We start from the raw sequence: 15430 nt of genomic DNA on the forward strand, positions 1-15430 counted from the left end.
TTTCGTTGCTACGGGGCAAGTCTATCGTTCGAGCATTTGGCGGAACCGGGTCACGGGAACAGCTTGATCGGGTTCACGATGTCGGCCGTCAGGGTCAGGAGCATGTACGCGCCGCCGATGACGACGACCACGTACGTGATCGGCATCAGCTTCATGTAGTCGACCGGGCCGCCGGCGCCGAGCCCACGCAGCCGCCGGATCGAGTTGCGGATCTTCTCGTAGATCGTCACCGCGATGTGCCCGCCGTCGAGGGGCAGCAGGGGCAGCAGGTTGAAGATGCCGAGGAAGAAGTTCAACGTGGCGAGAAGGCTGATGAACACCTCCCACAGTCCCTGTTCGACGACCTGGCCACCGATCACCGAAGCGCCGACCACACTGATCGGGGTGTCCAGTGCGCGCTCGCCGCCGGTCACCGCGGTCCACAGATCCACCACCTTGCCCGGCATCTCGGTGAGCGCGTGCACCGTCTGCACGAAGATGTCGCCGGTGTACACGAACGACGCCGGCACGGCCCCGAGCGCCGAGTACTTCACGACACGCGGCGGCGCCTGGATACCGATCGCACCGACGTTCTGTGATACCGGGGGCTTGGGATCGCTCTCCGTGGAGTCGGGGTTGTTGACGTATCGCTGTGCCTGCTCGACCTGAACCGGGATCACGAGGGTCTGCCCGTCGCGTTCGACGGTGAAGTCCGCGGTTCCGGTCAGCGGCTGCGTCTTGCGCACCAGGTCCGTGAAGGTCGGGGTCGACTCGCCGTTCACCGCGGTGATCACGTCACCCTCGCGGATTCCGGCCGCCTCCGCGGGGCCGGCGCCCGAGCACTCGGCAAGTTCGTAGTTGGGCGCGGGGCCCTGAGACGGGGCCACGCACACGGTGCCCGCGACGACCGCGCGAGTCTCGGTGTTCGGCAGCCCCCATCCGACCGCGAGGACGAACACCAGCACGATCCCGAGCACGAAGTTCATCGCGATGCCGCCGGACATCACGACGATGCGCTTCCACGCCTTCTGCTTGTACATCGCACGGTCGACCTCGTCGGGTGCGAGTTCGTCGACGGCAGTCATGCCGGCGATATCGCAGAAGCCGCCCGCCGGGATCGCCTTGAGTCCGTACTCGGTCTCACCCCGACGGAACGAGAAGATCTTCGGCCCGAAACCGATGTAGTACCGGCGCACCTTCATGCCGAGCGCCTTGGCGGTCCACATGTGACCGGCCTCGTGCAGCGCGATGGACGCGCCGATCCCGAGGGCGAAGAGCAGCACACCGAACGCGAAGACCATGCTGCTCTAGCCCTCCTGCTTCACGAGTTCACGCGCGCGGGCGCGGGCCCACCCGTCGGCCGCCAGTACGTCGTCCACCGTAGCGGGCGGGGCCGCCCATTCGCCGCCGGCCGCGAGAACGCGTTCGACGGTGCGGACGATCTCCGGAAACCTCAGCGCACCGCCCAGGAACGCCTCGGCCGCCACCTCGTTGGCGGCGTTGTAGACCGCGGTCATGCAGCCGCCGGCCTTGCCGGCCTGGCGGGCCAGGTCCACAGCGGGGAACACGGTCGCGTCGACGGGCTCGAACGTCCACGTCGACGCCGTCGAGAAGTCACACGCGGCCGCTGCGCCCGGGACCCGGTTGGGCCACCCGAGAGCGAGCGCGATGGGCAGCTTCATGTCCGGCGGGCTGGCCTGCGCGAGCGTCGAGCCGTCGACGAACGTCACCATCGAATGCACGATCGACTGCGGGTGCACGGTGACGTCGATGCGGTCGTAGTCGATCCCGAACAGCAGGTGCGTCTCGATCAGCTCGAGGCCCTTGTTCACCAGGGACGCCGAGTTGAGCGTGTTCATCGGCCCCATCGACCACGTCGGGTGGGCACCCGCCTGCTCCGGCGTGACGTCCTCGAGCGCTGCCGCGGTCCATCCGCGGAACGGACCACCCGACGCGGTGAGGACCAGCCGCTCGACCTCCTCGGCGCGCCCACCCCGCAGGCACTGCGCCAACGCCGAATGCTCCGAGTCGACCGGCACGATCTGCCCCGGCGCGGCGGCCGCCGTCACCAGCGGCCCGCCGGCGACGAGGGACTCCTTGTTCGCCAGCGCGAGCCGGGCACCCGATGCGAGCGCGGCGAGTGTCGGCTCGAGCCCGAGCGAGCCGACCAGCGCGTTGAGCACGACGTCGGCCTCGGTCCCGCGGACCAGCTCGGTGACCGCACCGGGGCCGGACAGCACACCCGGCAGGTCCAACCGCGCGGCCGCGGTGGGGTCGGCGACCGCCACCCGGGTCACGCCGGTCTCGCGGATCTGGCGCGCCAGCAGGTCGATGTTCCCGCCACCGGCGGCGAGGCCGACGACCTCGAACTTGTCGGGGTTGGCGGCGATGACCTCGAGGGCCTGGGTGCCGATGGAGCCGGTGCTGCCCAGCAGCAGGACGCGAGTCGGTTGGGTGTCAGCCACGCAACCATTGTTCCTGACCGAAGCTGAGAGGATCACACAGGATTACTCCGGTATCGCGGACGACGCCGGGACCCCGCTTCGTACGACACTCGGTCGTATGCCACGATATGCAGAGATAGCGCATTCGTAAGATCAGGAGGATCGAGCCGTGGCCGGTACCCAGTTGGACCCCACTTCGTACGACCCCGTCGTCGCCGCGCACGTCGACACCGCCGAGGTCCCCTCGGCCGCTTGGGGCTGGAGTGGCGAGGCTCCGCGACTGTTCCGTTTCGCCGGCTGGTTCTTCGCAGCCTTCCTGCTGCTGATGATGATCGGCAACCACAGCGGCAAGGTCGAGGACCTGTTCCTCATCGGCTTCGCCGGAGCAATCGTCCTGATCCTGGTTCGCGACATCATCCTGCGGCGCAAGCCCCGGTAGGCGCTACCACGATCAAAGGTCGAGGCCCCGCACCAGTTCGGTGCGGGGCCTTCGCCGTTCCCGGGCGCCGTCAGGCGGGCTCGATCACCGCCTGCCCTGCAGGGACACGGAACGACTTCGACGTCGTCACATCGGAATTCGGGTCCAGCTTGTCGACCGCACGGAAACGGAAGCGCGCTTCGCCCGCGTCGACGTCGAGCAGACCGTAGCCGTGGCTGACCATGTCGACATGCTTGACGTGCGGGTTGTGAGCGCGACGACTGGCCTCCTCTGCGCGCGCGGCATCGACCGGGTCGCCGCCGTCGCTGCTGCCGATCGAGTACCCACCGTCCCCGGTGTTGGTGGACGTGACCGACGGGACCACGAACTCGACGCCCGCCCGCCGGGTGCCGGGCGCGTTCACCTGCTCACCGCTCGAGGTGCCCGGCGCGAATCCGGTGTCCCACAACTCGCCCGCCCAGCCGTCGTGATCGTCGCCGGTGACCAGGAGCATGTTCTCGACCGACTGGGCCGCGGTGGACAGGATCTCGGTCCGCTCGGCGCCGTAGCCGTCCCAGGTGTCCAGGTAGGCCCGGGTGCCGTCGTCCGCCACCGTCATGCCCATCATCATGTTCGCGTTCGCGACCACCTTCCACGTCGCGTCCGACCTGGTCATGCCGTCGAGCAGCCACCGCTTCTGCGGCTCACCGAGCATCGTGCGGCCCGGCACGTCGGCCTCCGCGCATAGGATGTGATCGAGCGAGTCGCCGCAGGCCTGCCGGTCGCGGTACTGCCGGGTGTCCGGCGCGAACAACTCGACAGTCCGCCCCACCCTCAGCGACCGGTAGGTGCGCAGCGGGTCGTCGCCGAACCGGGGCACCGGCATGTGCTCGAACCACGCCTGCCACGCCCACTGCTTCTTCTGCTGGAACCCGATCGCGCCGTCGATCGGTGAGATCACGGGGAACGTCCACCCGTCCTTGCTGTAGTTGTTGCGGAACTCGTGGTCGTCCCAGATCGGCAGGAACGCGTGTCGGCTGTGCATCAGCCGTAGGTCGGCGTCCGCCCGGTACCTGCGGTACTTCTCGCGCATGCTGTCGAGTGCCTGCGGGAAGGGATTGACCTCGATGCCCCGGACGCCGGGCATCGTGAACTCGTACACGTAGTCGCCGAGGCAGACGACGAAGTCCAGATCCTCCTCGGCGAGGTGGCGGTGGGCCGCGTAGTAGCCCTCCTCGAACCCCTGACAGGTGAACCAGCCGATGCGGACCGGTTCGTTGGAGTCGGCCGGGCGCAGCGTGCGGAAGCGGCCGACCGGCGACTCTCCCCCGTCGCCGCGGAACTGGTAGTAGTAGGTCTCGCCGGGCGCCAGCCCCGTCGCATCGAAATGTACTGTGCCGTCGGCATCCTCGCGCACCGGCACCCGCTCGGCCAGAACCGGTGCGGTCAGGTCCTCTCGGGTCGAGACGATCAGCGCGAGTTCCCCACCCACAGCGTTTCCGCCGAGACTGCCCGCGAGACTGCCGATTCCGCCTGCCGCGCCGACCCGCGTCCACAACGTCGCGCCGTCGGTGCGCGGCACACCGGCCATGACGCCGTTCCCGAAATCCGGGTTCCGGATCAGCCCCGGACCGGCGTCCGGGGCCTGACGCAGGACCGGCGTCGCGTGGGCCGCGGCGGGGAGCACGGCAGCGCCGCCGATCACCGACAGGCCGGCGAGAAAGGTGCGACGGGAGACGTTTCTGGGCGGGAAGGGCATGGGCCACCTCGGGTTCGCGCGGACACGGGTGGCGCTGACCCTACGTCGCCCGTTTACGCACGTGTGGGTTTTGCGTAACTCGGGTGAACTGAGAGTGTCCGCTCAGTGAACTCGGGGCGACGCAGGCGTCAGGAACCCTCGGCCGCCAACTGCCCGCACGCCGCGGCGATCTCCTGACCGCGGGTGTCTCGGACGGTGCACGAGACGCCTTGTTCCTGCACGCGACGGACGAACTCCCGCTCCACCGGCTTGGGGCTCGCGTCCCACTTACTGCCCGGCGTCGGGTTCAGCGGAATCAGGTTGACGTGTACCAGCGGACCGAGCGCCTTGTGCAGCTTCTTGCCGAGCATGTCGGCGCGCCACGGCTGGTCGTTCACATCGCGGATCAGGGCGTACTCGATCGACACGCGTCGGCCCGACTTGTCGGCGTAGTAGCGCGCGGCGTCGAGGACCTCGGCCACCGGCCACCTGTTGTTGACGGGGACCAGGGTGTCGCGGAGTTCGTCGTCGGGGGTGTGCAGCGACACCGCCAGGCGCACCGACATCTCCTCGTCGGCGAGCTTGCGGATCGCGGGCGCGAGACCGACGGTCGACACCGTCACGGCGCGCTGCGAGATGCCGAGCCCGTCCGGCGCCGGCGACGTGATCCGTCGCACCGCCGCGACGACGCGCTTGTAGTTCGCGAGCGGCTCGCCCATGCCCATGAACACGATGTTCGACAGGCGTCCCGGGCCACCGTCGATCTCACCGTCACGCAGGGCGGCCGCCGCGGCACGCACCTGGTCGACGATCTCGGCGGTCGACAGGTTGCGGTTGAGTCCGCCCTGGCCGGTCGCGCAGAACGGGCAGGCCATGCCGCAGCCGGCCTGGCTCGAGATGCACAACGTCGCGCGGTCCGGGTAGCGCATGAGGACGCTCTCGAGCAGCGTGCCGTCGTTCGCCTTCCACAGCGTCTTGCGGGTCTGACCGGCATCGCAGGCGACGTGCTTGACGACGGACAGCAGCTGCGGGAACAGCGCCGCCCCCACCTGCTCGCGCATCGCGGCGGGCAGGTCGGTCATCTTGTCCGGATCGGCCTCGAGCCGCCCGTAGTACTGCCGCGCCAACTGGTCGGCACGAAATCCCGGCAGACCGAGCTCCTTGACCGCCTCCTTGCGCTCGTCGGCGTCGAGGTCGGCGAGGTGGCGCGGCGGCATACCGCGGCGCGGCGCGTTGAAGACGAGAGGAAGGGAGACAGTCATAGTGCCCGCCATTCTCCCACTACCTGCTCCCGCTGTCCGATGCGCGTGCGCAACGCCATACGGTGGGTGATGATCGACACATGACCGAGACACCGCGGGAAGAAGGCCCCGACCCGGTCGAGGAGCCGGCCACCCCACCCCCGCCCGGCCGGCACGAAGCCGCCGGCCCGCAGGCCACACACGAGGCGGGGCGACTCGCCCGCACGCGTGCCGCGTCGGCCTGGACCGGGTTGGTCATCGGAATCTTCGTCGCGATACTGCTGCTGATCTTCATCCTGCAGAACCTCGAAGCCGTGACGTTCCAGTTGTTCGCGTGGCACTTCACCCTGCCGGCGGGCATCAGCCTGCTGCTCGCGGCGATCGCCGGGGCGCTCATCATGGCGCTCGCGGGCGGGATACGGATCATCCAGATCCGTCGGGTCGCGCAACGCGCCGGCGCCGTGGCCGAGAACACGCCGCCGGAGTAGCTGCCCCGCCGTTTCGAGGGCACGATGGGACTCACGACACGAGTACGCCTTCGAGCCGAGGAGCTGCCCGGTGACGACCTTCTCCACCATCCGAGCCGATCTGGCGCGATCCTGGCTGCTGACGGCCGCCACGAAACCGGGGACCTTCCCGCGCCCCACCGACGTGGACGCGATGATCCTCGACCTGGAGGACGCCGTCGCCCCGGACGACAAGCCCGGAGCACGTGAGACCGTCGTCGAGTGGCTCGGCGGCGGGGCCGGCGAGAACACCGCCTGGGTGCGGGTCAACGACGCGACGACGCCCTTCTGGGCCGACGACCTCGACGCGCTCGCCGGTCTACCGGGGCTGTCGGGCGTGATGCTCGCGAAGAGCGAGAGCGGCTACCAGGTCGACGCCACCGCAGAGCGACTCCCGCACGGCACTCCCATCCTCGCGCTGATCGAATCCGCGGTGGGTCTCGAGGCGGCGCCCGAGATCGCCCGCGCGGAGGGCACGTTCCGCCTGGCGTTCGGCAGCGGCGACTTCCGGCGCGACACCGGCATGAGCGACGACGCCACGGCCATGGCCTACCCGCGGTCGCGGCTCGTGATCGCCAGCCGCGCCGCGCGGCTGCCGGGCGGGCCCATCGACGGACCGACGATCTCCGCGAACGACACCATCCTGCAACGGGATTGCGAGGCCACCGTGTCGCTCGGGCTGACGGGCAAGCTGTGTCTGCACCCGGAGCAGGCCGCGACCGTCAACCGGGCGCTCAGCCCGAGCGCCCACGACATCCAGTGGGCTCACGACGTCATCACCGACCTAGGCGCGGATGGTGAGCGCGTCCGGGTCGGCAGCGACCTCCCCCGGCTGGCGAGGGCGAAGAAGTTCACCCACCTGGCCGAAGCCTTCGGCCTGGGCTGATCTCAGGGGGCGCAGGTCGACGGCGCCGCCGCGCCCGCGAACCGATCGGTCATCCAATCGAGCGCCCGCGGCATCCCGGTCGCCATCGGCAGGCCGTGACCGACGATGAATCCCGGTGCGATCGGCGGAATCTCCTCGGTGCTGAAGTCGACCGTCGCGCCGAGGGCACACCAGTCCGCGGCGAGCCGCTCGGCCTGCGCATGCGGAATCAGGTCGTCGTTGCGCCCCTGCACGATCAGCACCGGACTGCGGGGCGCCGACCGCCCGATGCGCTGCTCGTCGACGACTGCACGCACCGTGGGCAGGGCGTCGATCAGCTCCGCGACGGACCGGCCGTCACGCGTCCACTCGGACGTGCGGTGCAGGCCGTAGCGGGCGATCGTCTCCGGCACACACTGGTTGGCGATGTCGTCGAGCACCTGGCGCCCGGCCGGGCTCAGCGCGCCGTCGATCTCCGCGCGGGTCTCCGGGTACCCGGCATAGATGCTGTTGACCGCGTAGCCGAGCAGCCCGGTCGCCAGACCCCCGTCGATCGCCCCGGCGACGGACCGTAGGTCCGCCGGCGGCCCGCCCGCAAAGGTTCCGCGGACGTTCAATTCCGGCGCGTACGACGCCTGCATCTCGGACGCCGCGGCCACCGCGCCACCGCCCTGCGAGTAGCCCCACAACCCGATCGGGCTATCGTCGCCGATCCGGATGTCGGGCAACGACTTCACCGCACGCGCCGCGTCGAGCACCGCGTGCGCCTGTGCACGGCGGTCGGTGTAGCTGTGGACGCCGGTGGTGCCCAGACCCTCGTAGTCGGCGACGACGACGTCCATTCCGCGGTCGAGTAATGCATATGTCTGACTGATCTCGTACTCGATCGCGAAGTCGAGCGGCGGGTTGTAGTGAACGATGTCGGTGAACAACTTCGACGGCGCGCACTGGTCGCCCTGCCCCTGGGTGCCCGGCGCGAGGACCACGAGCGGGCGGGGGCCACCGCCCGTCCACGGCGCGCTCGCGTCGAAGTACGTCGCGGTCGCGGCCACCGGAGATCCGTGAGCGTCCGTGCTGCGGTACATGATCCGCGTCGCCCCCGACGGCCACGGTCCCGCCTGGTTCGGAACGGACAGCGTCGGCACGTACGGCTCGGACCGCAGCACGTCGCCGGGTTCACCCGACGGCAGCGGCGACGGGGCCTGGTAGAAGTCGACCGGCGTGGCCGATGCGGTCCCCGCAGTTGCGACGGCCAGGCAGGCGCCCAACACCGCCACCGCCCGACGAGTCCAGCGCGAGATCGTCGTCATGTGACACACACCACACGATGGAAACGGCCGTTGTCAATACTCCGGGTACCACTAACCGGTCAGACGATGAGTCCAGTCGGCGCGGACCTGGTGTGGATCCGGTACCCCACCTCCAGCCCCAGACCCGGGGTCTCGACGAACGCGCGCGCCGCGGTGCGCGCGGTGAACTCGATACCGAGCACCGCCCGCAGCGCCTCGCGGTCCTCGAACTCCCACCGAGTACGGATCCGGCGCATCGCGAAGCCCTGCGCCGCGAAGAACGATTCCACCGCGGCCGGGTCGTAGCGCGGCAGATCCGCGCGCATCCACTGCCCGTACGGCGCGACCGTGGCATCGAGATCGACAATCGCGAGCACTCCCCCGGGGCGGAGAACCCGCATCGCCTCGAGAATGCCCGGCCCACACCCCGGTCCGAAGAAGTACGCGGTGCGCGCGTGCACGACGTCGACGCTGGCGTCCGGGAGCGGCACAGACTCGGCCGAACCCTCCAGGACGGTGACCGACGCCCGCCCGGCGACGCGTTCGCGGGCCGCGGCGACGAGCGGCGGATGCGGTTCGACCCCGACGACCGACCGTGCGGCCTCGGCGAACACCGGCAGATGGAACCCGGCCCCGCACCCGACGTCCAGGACGTCGCGACCGTGCCAGTCGGCGACTTCAGCGAGGGCGCGGAACACGACACCGTCGACGTCCTGCGCCCGGTTCTCCACCTCGTAGATGTGCGGCCAGTGCCAGATGTTCGGGCTCGGGATCGGTCCCCGAGCCCGTCCAACTCCGCGGAATCGGCTCACACCAGGACGGTGAGAACGAGCCAGGTGACGAACGCCGAGGGCAGGAGCGAATCGAGGCGGTCCATGATGCCGCCGTGGCCGGGCAGCAGCGTGCCCATGTCCTTGATCCCCAGCTCACGCTTGACCTGGGACTCGATGAGATCACCGAGGGTCGCGGTGAACACCAGCGCGACACCGAGCAGTGCACCGATGAGCGGATTCGCATCCAGGATGAACGTGACGGTCAGGACACCACCGATCACGCAGAACACGAGCGAACCGGCGAAGCCCTCCCACGACTTCTTGGGGCTGATCGCCGGGACCATCGGGTGCTTGCCGAAGAAGACGCCGGCCACATAGCCACCGACGTCCGAGCACACGACGACGATCAGCAGGCAGAACAACCGGCCGGCTCCGTCGTCCTGCAGCACCATCAACGTCGCGAACGACGCGAACAGCGGGATCCAGGCCGCGACGAACACCGCGATCGCGGTGTCACGGAGGAAGTTGCGCGGAGTGGCCTTGAGCCCGCGATCGAACAGGCGCCACACCATCGTCACCAAGGCCGTTCCCGCGAAGGCCCCCAGCGCACCCGACGGGCCGTACGGCCAGCTGAGCCAGATGACGGCCTGTCCCCCGACCAGCAGCGGGATCAGCGGGACGCTGATGTCGGCCTCACGCAGGCGCTTGGTGACCTCCCACGTCGCGATCGCCATCGCGACGGCGATGACCCCGATCAACACCAGGGGGGCGTACAGCAGGATCAAGATCAACCCTGCGCCGAGACCGCCACCGACGGCGATCGCGGCAGGCAGGTTACGTCCAGCTTTGGAGGCCGGCGTGGCGGTCGCCGCGGAGGCGCCGTCAGCTTTCCCCACCGCTAAACCTCCATCAATTCGGCTTCCTTGTGCTTCACCAGGTCGTCGATCTGGCTGACGTAGCGCGCGGTGGTCTTGTCGAGTTCCTTCTCGGCGCGCGAGACCTCGTCCTCACCGGCCTCCCCGTCCTTCTGGATACGGGAGAGCTCGTCCATCGTCTTGCGGCGCACGTTGCGGATCGAGACCTTGGCGTCCTCGCCCTTGCCCTTGGCCTGCTTGACGAACTCGCGACGGCGCTCCTCGGTGAGCTGTGGCACCGAGATGCGGATGATGCTGCCATCGTTGCTCGGATTGACACCCAGATCGGAGTTACGGATCGCGTTCTCGATCGGACCCAGCTGGGCCGCCTCGTACGGCTTGATGATGACCATCCGAGCCTCGGGCACGTTGATGCTCGCCAGCTGCGTGATGGGCGTCATCGAGCCGTAGTACTCGACGACGATCCGGTTGAACATGCCCGGGTTGGCGCGACCGGTACGAATGGAACCGAGGTCGTCCTTCGCAACCGTGATGGCCTTTTCCATCTTCTCCTCGGCCTCGAAGAGAGCTTCATCAATCACGGCTGTTCCTCCGTCTCGTTTCCATCGCGGTCGCGTGCGTTGCGATCCATGATCACATTGCCCGTCATCATGACTTGACCAATGTTCCGATCTTCTCACCGGACACCGCACGCGCGATGTTGCCCTCGATGAGGAGGTTGAACACCATCATCGGCATCTGGTTGTCCATGCAGAGACTGAACGCGGTCGCATCCGCGACCTTGAGACCCTTCTCGATCACCTCGCGGTGCGTGATCTCTGTGAACATGGTGGCGTCCGGGTCGACCCGCGGATCCGCGGAGTAGACGCCGTCGACGGCCTTCGCCATGAGCACCACCTCGGCACCGATCTCGAGCGCGCGCTGGGCGGCAGTGGTGTCGGTCGAGAAGTACGGCATGCCCATGCCGGCGCCGAAGATCACCACGCGCCCCTTCTCGAGGTGGCGGCGAGCCCGCAGCGGCAGGTACGGCTCGGCGACCTGCCCCATGGTGATCGCGGTCTGCACTCGGGTGTCGATCCCCTGCTTCTCCAGGAAGTCCTGCAACGCAAGGCAGTTCATGACGGTGCCGAGCATGCCCATGTAGTCGGACCGCGCCCTGTCGAGACCGCGCTGCTGCAGTTCGGCACCGCGGAAGAAGTTGCCGCCACCGATCACCACGGCGACCTGTACCCCGGAGCGGACCACTTCGGCGATCTGCTCCGCGACCGTCGTCACGACGTCCGGATCGAGCCCGACCTCTCCGCCACCGAACATTTCACCGCCGAGCTTGAGGAGCACACGTCGGAATCCTGGACGTTCGTCGGCCGGTGCGGTCATAACTCTCCCTCGGTTCTGCAGGTAGTGCGGTTCTAGAAGTATTACGGTTCGCCGGCGAGCGGGGCCACGGCCGAGCCGGACCGGGAACCTGGCCGCCCGGTGAATCCACCGGAACGGGCCCTAATCATCCTGCCTCATTCCCCGGCGGTTGACCCAGTTGACCCCACCCGCCGCACAGATCGGCCCCGCACGGAACGGAATGGGCGGATCGTCGGTTCGAGAACGAACCGACGAGTGCGCCCACCCGGCCGGCGGGGCCGATGTGTGAGAGTGCGACTAGCTGGCGCCGACCTCGAACCGCGCGAAGCGGGTGATCGTGGCGCCGGCCTCGTCCAGGAGAGCCTTGACGGTCTTCTTGGAGTCGGTGACCGAGGACTGCTCGGTCAGGACGACGTCCTTGTAGTAGCCGTTGACGCGACCCTCGACGATCTTCGGGAGCGCAGCCTCGGGCTTGCCCTCCTCCTTGGCCGTCTGCTCGGCGATACGACGCTCGTTCTCGACGATGTCCGCGGGGACCTCGTCACGAGTGACGTACTTGGCCTTGAGCGCTGCAACCTGCATCGCAGCACCGCGAGCGGCCTCGGCGGCTGCCTCGCCCTCGCCGGTGTACTCGACGAGCACGCCGACGCCCGGGGGCAGGTCGGAAGCACGCTTGTGCAGGTAGGTCGCGACGGCGCCGTCGAAGGCGACGTAGCGACGCAGCTCGAGCTTCTCACCGATCTTGGCGGAGAGCTCCTGGACCAGGGTCTCGACGGTCTTGCCGTCGACATCGACGGCCTTGAGGGCCTCGAGGTCGGCCGGCTTGGCGGCGGCGGCAGCAGCGACGACCTTGTCGGCCAGCTCCTGGAACTCCGCGTTCTTCGCGACGAAGTCGGTCTCGGCGTTGATCTCGATCATGACGCCGTCCTTGGCCGCAACCAGGCCCTCGGCCGTGGTGCGCTCGGCGCGCTTGCCCACGTCCTTGGCGCCCTTGATGCGCAGCAGCTCGACAGCCTTGTCGAAGTCGCCGTCGGTCTCGGTGAGCGCGTTCTTGCAGTCCATCATTCCGGAGCCGGTGAGCTCACGGAGCCGCTTGACGTCGGCGGCGGTGTAGTTCGCCATGGGGGGCGATCCTCCTCGGATGAGTGGTGGGATGCCAGGCTCTGCGGTTCGCGCCGAAACCTGGCGAAGCAGGTGAGCGAAACGGCCCCGACCGGAAGGTCGGGGCCGAATCGACTAGGACTGCTGAGCGTCCGCGGCGGGAGCCTCGGCCTCGGCGGCCGGGGCGGCCTGCGAGAGGAGCTCCTGCTCCCACTCGGCGAGCGGCTCGCCCGTGCCGGCCTCCGGCTTGGCGTCCTTGTCGGCGCTCGCACCGGCGCGGGCCTGCAGGCCCTCGGCGACGGCGGAGGCGACGACCTTGGTCAGCAGAGCGGCGCTACGGATCGCATCGTCGTTGCCCGGGATCGGGTAGTCGACGACGTCGGGGTCGCAGTTGGTGTCCAGGATCGCGATGACCGGGATGTTCAGCTTGCGCGCCTCGCCGACGGCGATGTGCTCCTTGTTGGTGTCGACGACCCAGATGGCCGACGGAACCTTGGCCATGTCACGGATGCCGCCGAGGGTGCGGTCGAGCTTGGTCATCTCACGCGTGAGCATGAGGATTTCCTTCTTGGTGCGACCCTCGAAGCCACCGGTCTGCTCCATCGACTCGAGCTCCTTCAGGCGCTGCAGGCGCTTGTGGACCGTCGAGAAGTTGGTGAGCATGCCGCCGAGCCAACGCTGGTTGACGTAGGGCATCCCGACGCGAGTGGCCTCACCCGCGATGGACTCCTGCGCCTGCTTCTTGGTACCGACGAACAGGATGGTGCCGCCGTGCGCGACGGTCTCCTTGACGAACTCGTACGCCTTGTCGATGTACGTCAGCGTCTGCTGCAGGTCGATGATGTAGATGCCGTTGCGGTCGGTGAAGATGAACCGCTTCATCTTCGGGTTCCAACGGCGGGTCTGGTGCCCGAAGTGTGCGCCGCTGTCGAGCAGCTGCCTCATGGTCACAACAGCCATGGCTGTGTACCTCTTCTTTCGTCTGCCGGTTGTCGCAGGGATCGGTGACCCCTGCCCTGGCGTCCGCCCGGTGTCGGACCTGCACGAATGCGGGACCAGCCGACGACCGGATACTTGCGCGGACGCGCGAAGTCGGACTGTGCGTGCACAGACCGCCTGACAAGTGTACGGCCTCGACGCGCGCGCTCCTAACTCACGGTCGGTTACTCCGGAAGACACAGGTGAGCGGGCATCGCAATGGGAAACGGCGATCTGTGGACACCCCGATCCGCCGTCCACAGTCGGCGCGAAGGCCGCCCGTTCCCCGTCGGGGCAGGACAGAGTCGGGGTATGGGATTCGATGCTCGGGCGGCCCTGCGGGTCGGCGCCGCGATGACGATGGCAGCCGCGTGCGTCGGCGCGGCACCGGCCGCCGCTGCTCCGCCGCGCACTCCACCTCCGGCCGCCGCGTTCTCGGGCGACGACGCCCGCTCGTCGTTCGACTGGCCGCTGCGTCCGCGGCCGCGCGTCGTGCGGGCGTTCGAGAAGCCCGCACAGAACTGGCTGCCCGGACACCGCGGGGTGGACCTCGCTGCCACCCCGGGCCAGAGCGTGCTCGCCGCGGGCGCGGGCACCGTGGTGTTCGCCGGGACCGTCGCCGGCAAACCCGTCGTCTCGATCGACCACCCCGGCGGACTGCGCACGACGTACGAGCCCGTCGAGGCGACGGTGACCGCGGGCCGACTGGTCGATCGCGGCGCGGTCCTCGGGAACGTGGTGGTGGGCCATCCCGAATGCGCCGCGGCCGCGTGCCTGCACTGGGGCCTGCGGCGGGACCGGGAGTACCTCGATCCCCTGCCGCTGATCCGGGCCGTACCGATCCGGCTGCTACCGACCGGTGCCGGTCACGCGCGCGGATGAGCCTGGTCGTGCACGGCGCGCAACCGCGCAACGGACACGTGCGTGTACAGCTGCGTCGTGGCGAGGCTCGAATGTCCCAGCACCTCCTGCACCACACGTAGGTCGGCGCCGCCCTCGAGGAGGTGCGTCGCGGCCGAGTGCCGCAGACCGTGCGGCGCGAGGTCCGGCGCGCCCGGTACGGCCTGCACGACGTCGTGCACGACGCTGCGGGCCTGACGCTGGTCGAGTCGACCGCCGCGGCGTCCGAGCAGCAGCGCGTCGCCGGAGCGCGCGTTCGCGAGTTCGGGTCGCCCGGCCCGCAGCCACGCGTCGATCGCGTCCTCGGCGGGTCGCCCGTAGGGGACGACGCGCTCCTTGTTCCCCTTACCGAGCACACGGAGCACGCGTCGATCACCGTCGACGTCGTCGACGTCGAGCCCGCACAGCTCCCCGACCCGGATGCCTGTCGAGTACAGCAGCTCGACGATCAACCGGTCCCTCAGCGCGATCGGATCCTCCTGCGCCGCGCCCGATTCCGCGGCAGCCATCGCCTCCGCCGCCTGCTCCTGGCGCAGCACCGGGGGCAGCGTGCGGTGCGCCTTTGGCGCGACCAACCGCACACCCGGATCGACGTCCATCCGTCCGGTGCGCTGCGCCCACGCGGTGAATCCCTTGGCCGACGACGTCCGCCGGGCGAGCGTCGTGCGGGCCACCCCGGACGCGGCCTGGACTCCGAGCCAGCCGCGCAGCGCGCGCAGGTCCAGGTCGGCGAGCGTCGCGTCGGACCGGTCGCGGCACACGTACTCGAGCAGGCTCGTCACGTCCCCGAGGTAGGCACGGACGGTGTGCGCGGAGCGGCCCCGCTCGAGGCGAAGATGCTCGGCGTAGTCGTCGAGATGCGCCCGCAGCGCGGGCGGCAGCGTTCGGTTCGGATCGACGTCCATGCCGACCACCGTCGTGGTGACCGCGATAATTCGCAAGCTCCCGCGCCGGTACGGTTCTCGGG

16 protein-coding genes are annotated in these 15430 nt (G+C 69.1%); 4 read left to right on the forward strand and 12 right to left on the reverse strand.

Going from position 1 to position 15430, the window contains the following annotated elements:
* Positions 1–50: 50 nt before the first annotated feature.
* Positions 51–1280, reverse strand: a complete 1230-nt coding sequence (locus ABI214_RS04810; RefSeq protein ID WP_348606656.1) for a M50 family metallopeptidase — start codon at positions 1278–1280, stop codon at positions 51–53.
* Between the two features lie 6 nt (positions 1281–1286).
* Positions 1287–2444 (reverse strand): 1-deoxy-D-xylulose-5-phosphate reductoisomerase, encoded by a 1158-nt coding sequence (dxr, locus tag ABI214_RS04815; RefSeq protein ID WP_348606658.1) that lies wholly within the window; start codon positions 2442–2444, stop codon positions 1287–1289.
* A 148-nt stretch (positions 2445–2592) separates the two neighbouring features.
* On the opposite strand from dxr, the gene ABI214_RS04820 reads away from it, so the two are divergent.
* The gene (locus ABI214_RS04820) at positions 2593–2862 is read left to right on the forward strand and encodes a DUF2631 domain-containing protein (protein WP_348606660.1); all 270 of its coding nucleotides are present in this window, start codon (positions 2593–2595) and stop codon (positions 2860–2862) included.
* 70 nt (positions 2863–2932) lie between these two features.
* Here the strand turns inward: ABI214_RS04820 and ABI214_RS04825 are convergent, their stop codons facing one another.
* Positions 2933–4600, reverse strand: a complete 1668-nt coding sequence (locus ABI214_RS04825) for an alkaline phosphatase D family protein (RefSeq protein ID WP_348606662.1) — start codon at positions 4598–4600, stop codon at positions 2933–2935.
* A 128-nt stretch (positions 4601–4728) separates the two neighbouring features.
* Positions 4729–5841, reverse strand: coding sequence for a 23S rRNA (adenine(2503)-C(2))-methyltransferase RlmN (gene rlmN, locus ABI214_RS04830; RefSeq protein ID WP_348606664.1), 1113 nt, complete (start codon positions 5839–5841; stop codon positions 4729–4731).
* An 80-nt stretch (positions 5842–5921) separates the two neighbouring features.
* On the opposite strand from rlmN, the gene ABI214_RS04835 reads away from it, so the two are divergent.
* Together ABI214_RS04835 and ABI214_RS04840 are read left to right on the forward strand one after the other, a co-directional pair.
* Entirely contained in the window at positions 5922–6308 is a 387-nt protein-coding gene (locus ABI214_RS04835) for a LapA family protein (RefSeq protein WP_348606666.1), read from the forward strand.
* Positions 6309–6378: 70 nt separating this feature from the next.
* Positions 6379–7212, forward strand: a complete 834-nt coding sequence (locus tag ABI214_RS04840; RefSeq protein WP_348606668.1) for an HpcH/HpaI aldolase/citrate lyase family protein — start codon at positions 6379–6381, stop codon at positions 7210–7212.
* Positions 7213–7214: 2 nt separating this feature from the next.
* Here ABI214_RS04840 and ABI214_RS04845 read toward each other — a convergent pair whose 3' ends face one another.
* The 7 genes from ABI214_RS04845 to rpsB form a co-directional block, all read right to left on the reverse strand.
* Complete coding sequence (locus ABI214_RS04845; RefSeq protein ID WP_348606670.1) at positions 7215–8501, reverse strand: lipase family protein; 1287 nt, start codon at positions 8499–8501, stop codon at positions 7215–7217.
* Between the two features lie 59 nt (positions 8502–8560).
* Entirely contained in the window at positions 8561–9292 is a 732-nt protein-coding gene (locus ABI214_RS04850) for a class I SAM-dependent methyltransferase (protein WP_348606672.1), read from the reverse strand.
* The gene (locus tag ABI214_RS04855; protein ID WP_348606674.1) at positions 9289–10149 is read right to left on the reverse strand and encodes a phosphatidate cytidylyltransferase; all 861 of its coding nucleotides are present in this window, start codon (positions 10147–10149) and stop codon (positions 9289–9291) included. Before ABI214_RS04855 ends, ABI214_RS04850 begins: the two co-directional genes overlap by 4 nt.
* 2 nt (positions 10150–10151) lie before the next feature.
* Positions 10152–10709 carry a ribosome recycling factor gene (gene frr, locus ABI214_RS04860; RefSeq protein ID WP_348606676.1) on the reverse strand — a complete coding sequence of 186 codons (558 nt, stop codon included), beginning with the start codon at positions 10707–10709 and terminating at the stop codon, positions 10152–10154.
* A 67-nt stretch (positions 10710–10776) separates the two neighbouring features.
* Positions 10777–11505: a UMP kinase gene (gene pyrH / locus ABI214_RS04865; protein ID WP_280761057.1), complete on the reverse strand. Its 729-nt coding sequence runs from the start codon at positions 11503–11505 to the stop codon at positions 10777–10779.
* Positions 11506–11781: 276 nt separating this feature from the next.
* Positions 11782–12606: a translation elongation factor Ts gene (gene tsf, locus ABI214_RS04870; RefSeq protein ID WP_348606679.1), complete on the reverse strand. Its 825-nt coding sequence runs from the start codon at positions 12604–12606 to the stop codon at positions 11782–11784.
* Between the two features lie 114 nt (positions 12607–12720).
* On the reverse strand, positions 12721–13545 hold the full coding sequence (gene rpsB / locus ABI214_RS04875; protein WP_069854996.1) for a 30S ribosomal protein S2: 825 nt from the start codon (positions 13543–13545) through the stop codon (positions 12721–12723).
* Positions 13546–13875: 330 nt separating this feature from the next.
* Between rpsB and ABI214_RS04880 the strand changes: the two genes are divergently transcribed.
* Positions 13876–14445, forward strand: coding sequence for a M23 family metallopeptidase (locus ABI214_RS04880; RefSeq protein WP_408586564.1), 570 nt, complete (start codon positions 13876–13878; stop codon positions 14443–14445).
* On the opposite strand, the gene ABI214_RS04885 is transcribed toward ABI214_RS04880, so the two are convergent.
* Entirely contained in the window at positions 14430–15368 is a 939-nt protein-coding gene (locus ABI214_RS04885) for a tyrosine recombinase XerC (RefSeq protein ID WP_348606682.1), read from the reverse strand. The genes ABI214_RS04880 and ABI214_RS04885 overlap by 16 nt on opposite strands.
* Positions 15369–15430 lie beyond the last annotated feature (62 nt).

Source organism: Prescottella soli (genome assembly GCF_040024445.1).
Taxonomy (GTDB): Bacteria; Actinomycetota; Actinomycetes; order Mycobacteriales; family Mycobacteriaceae; genus Prescottella; species Prescottella soli.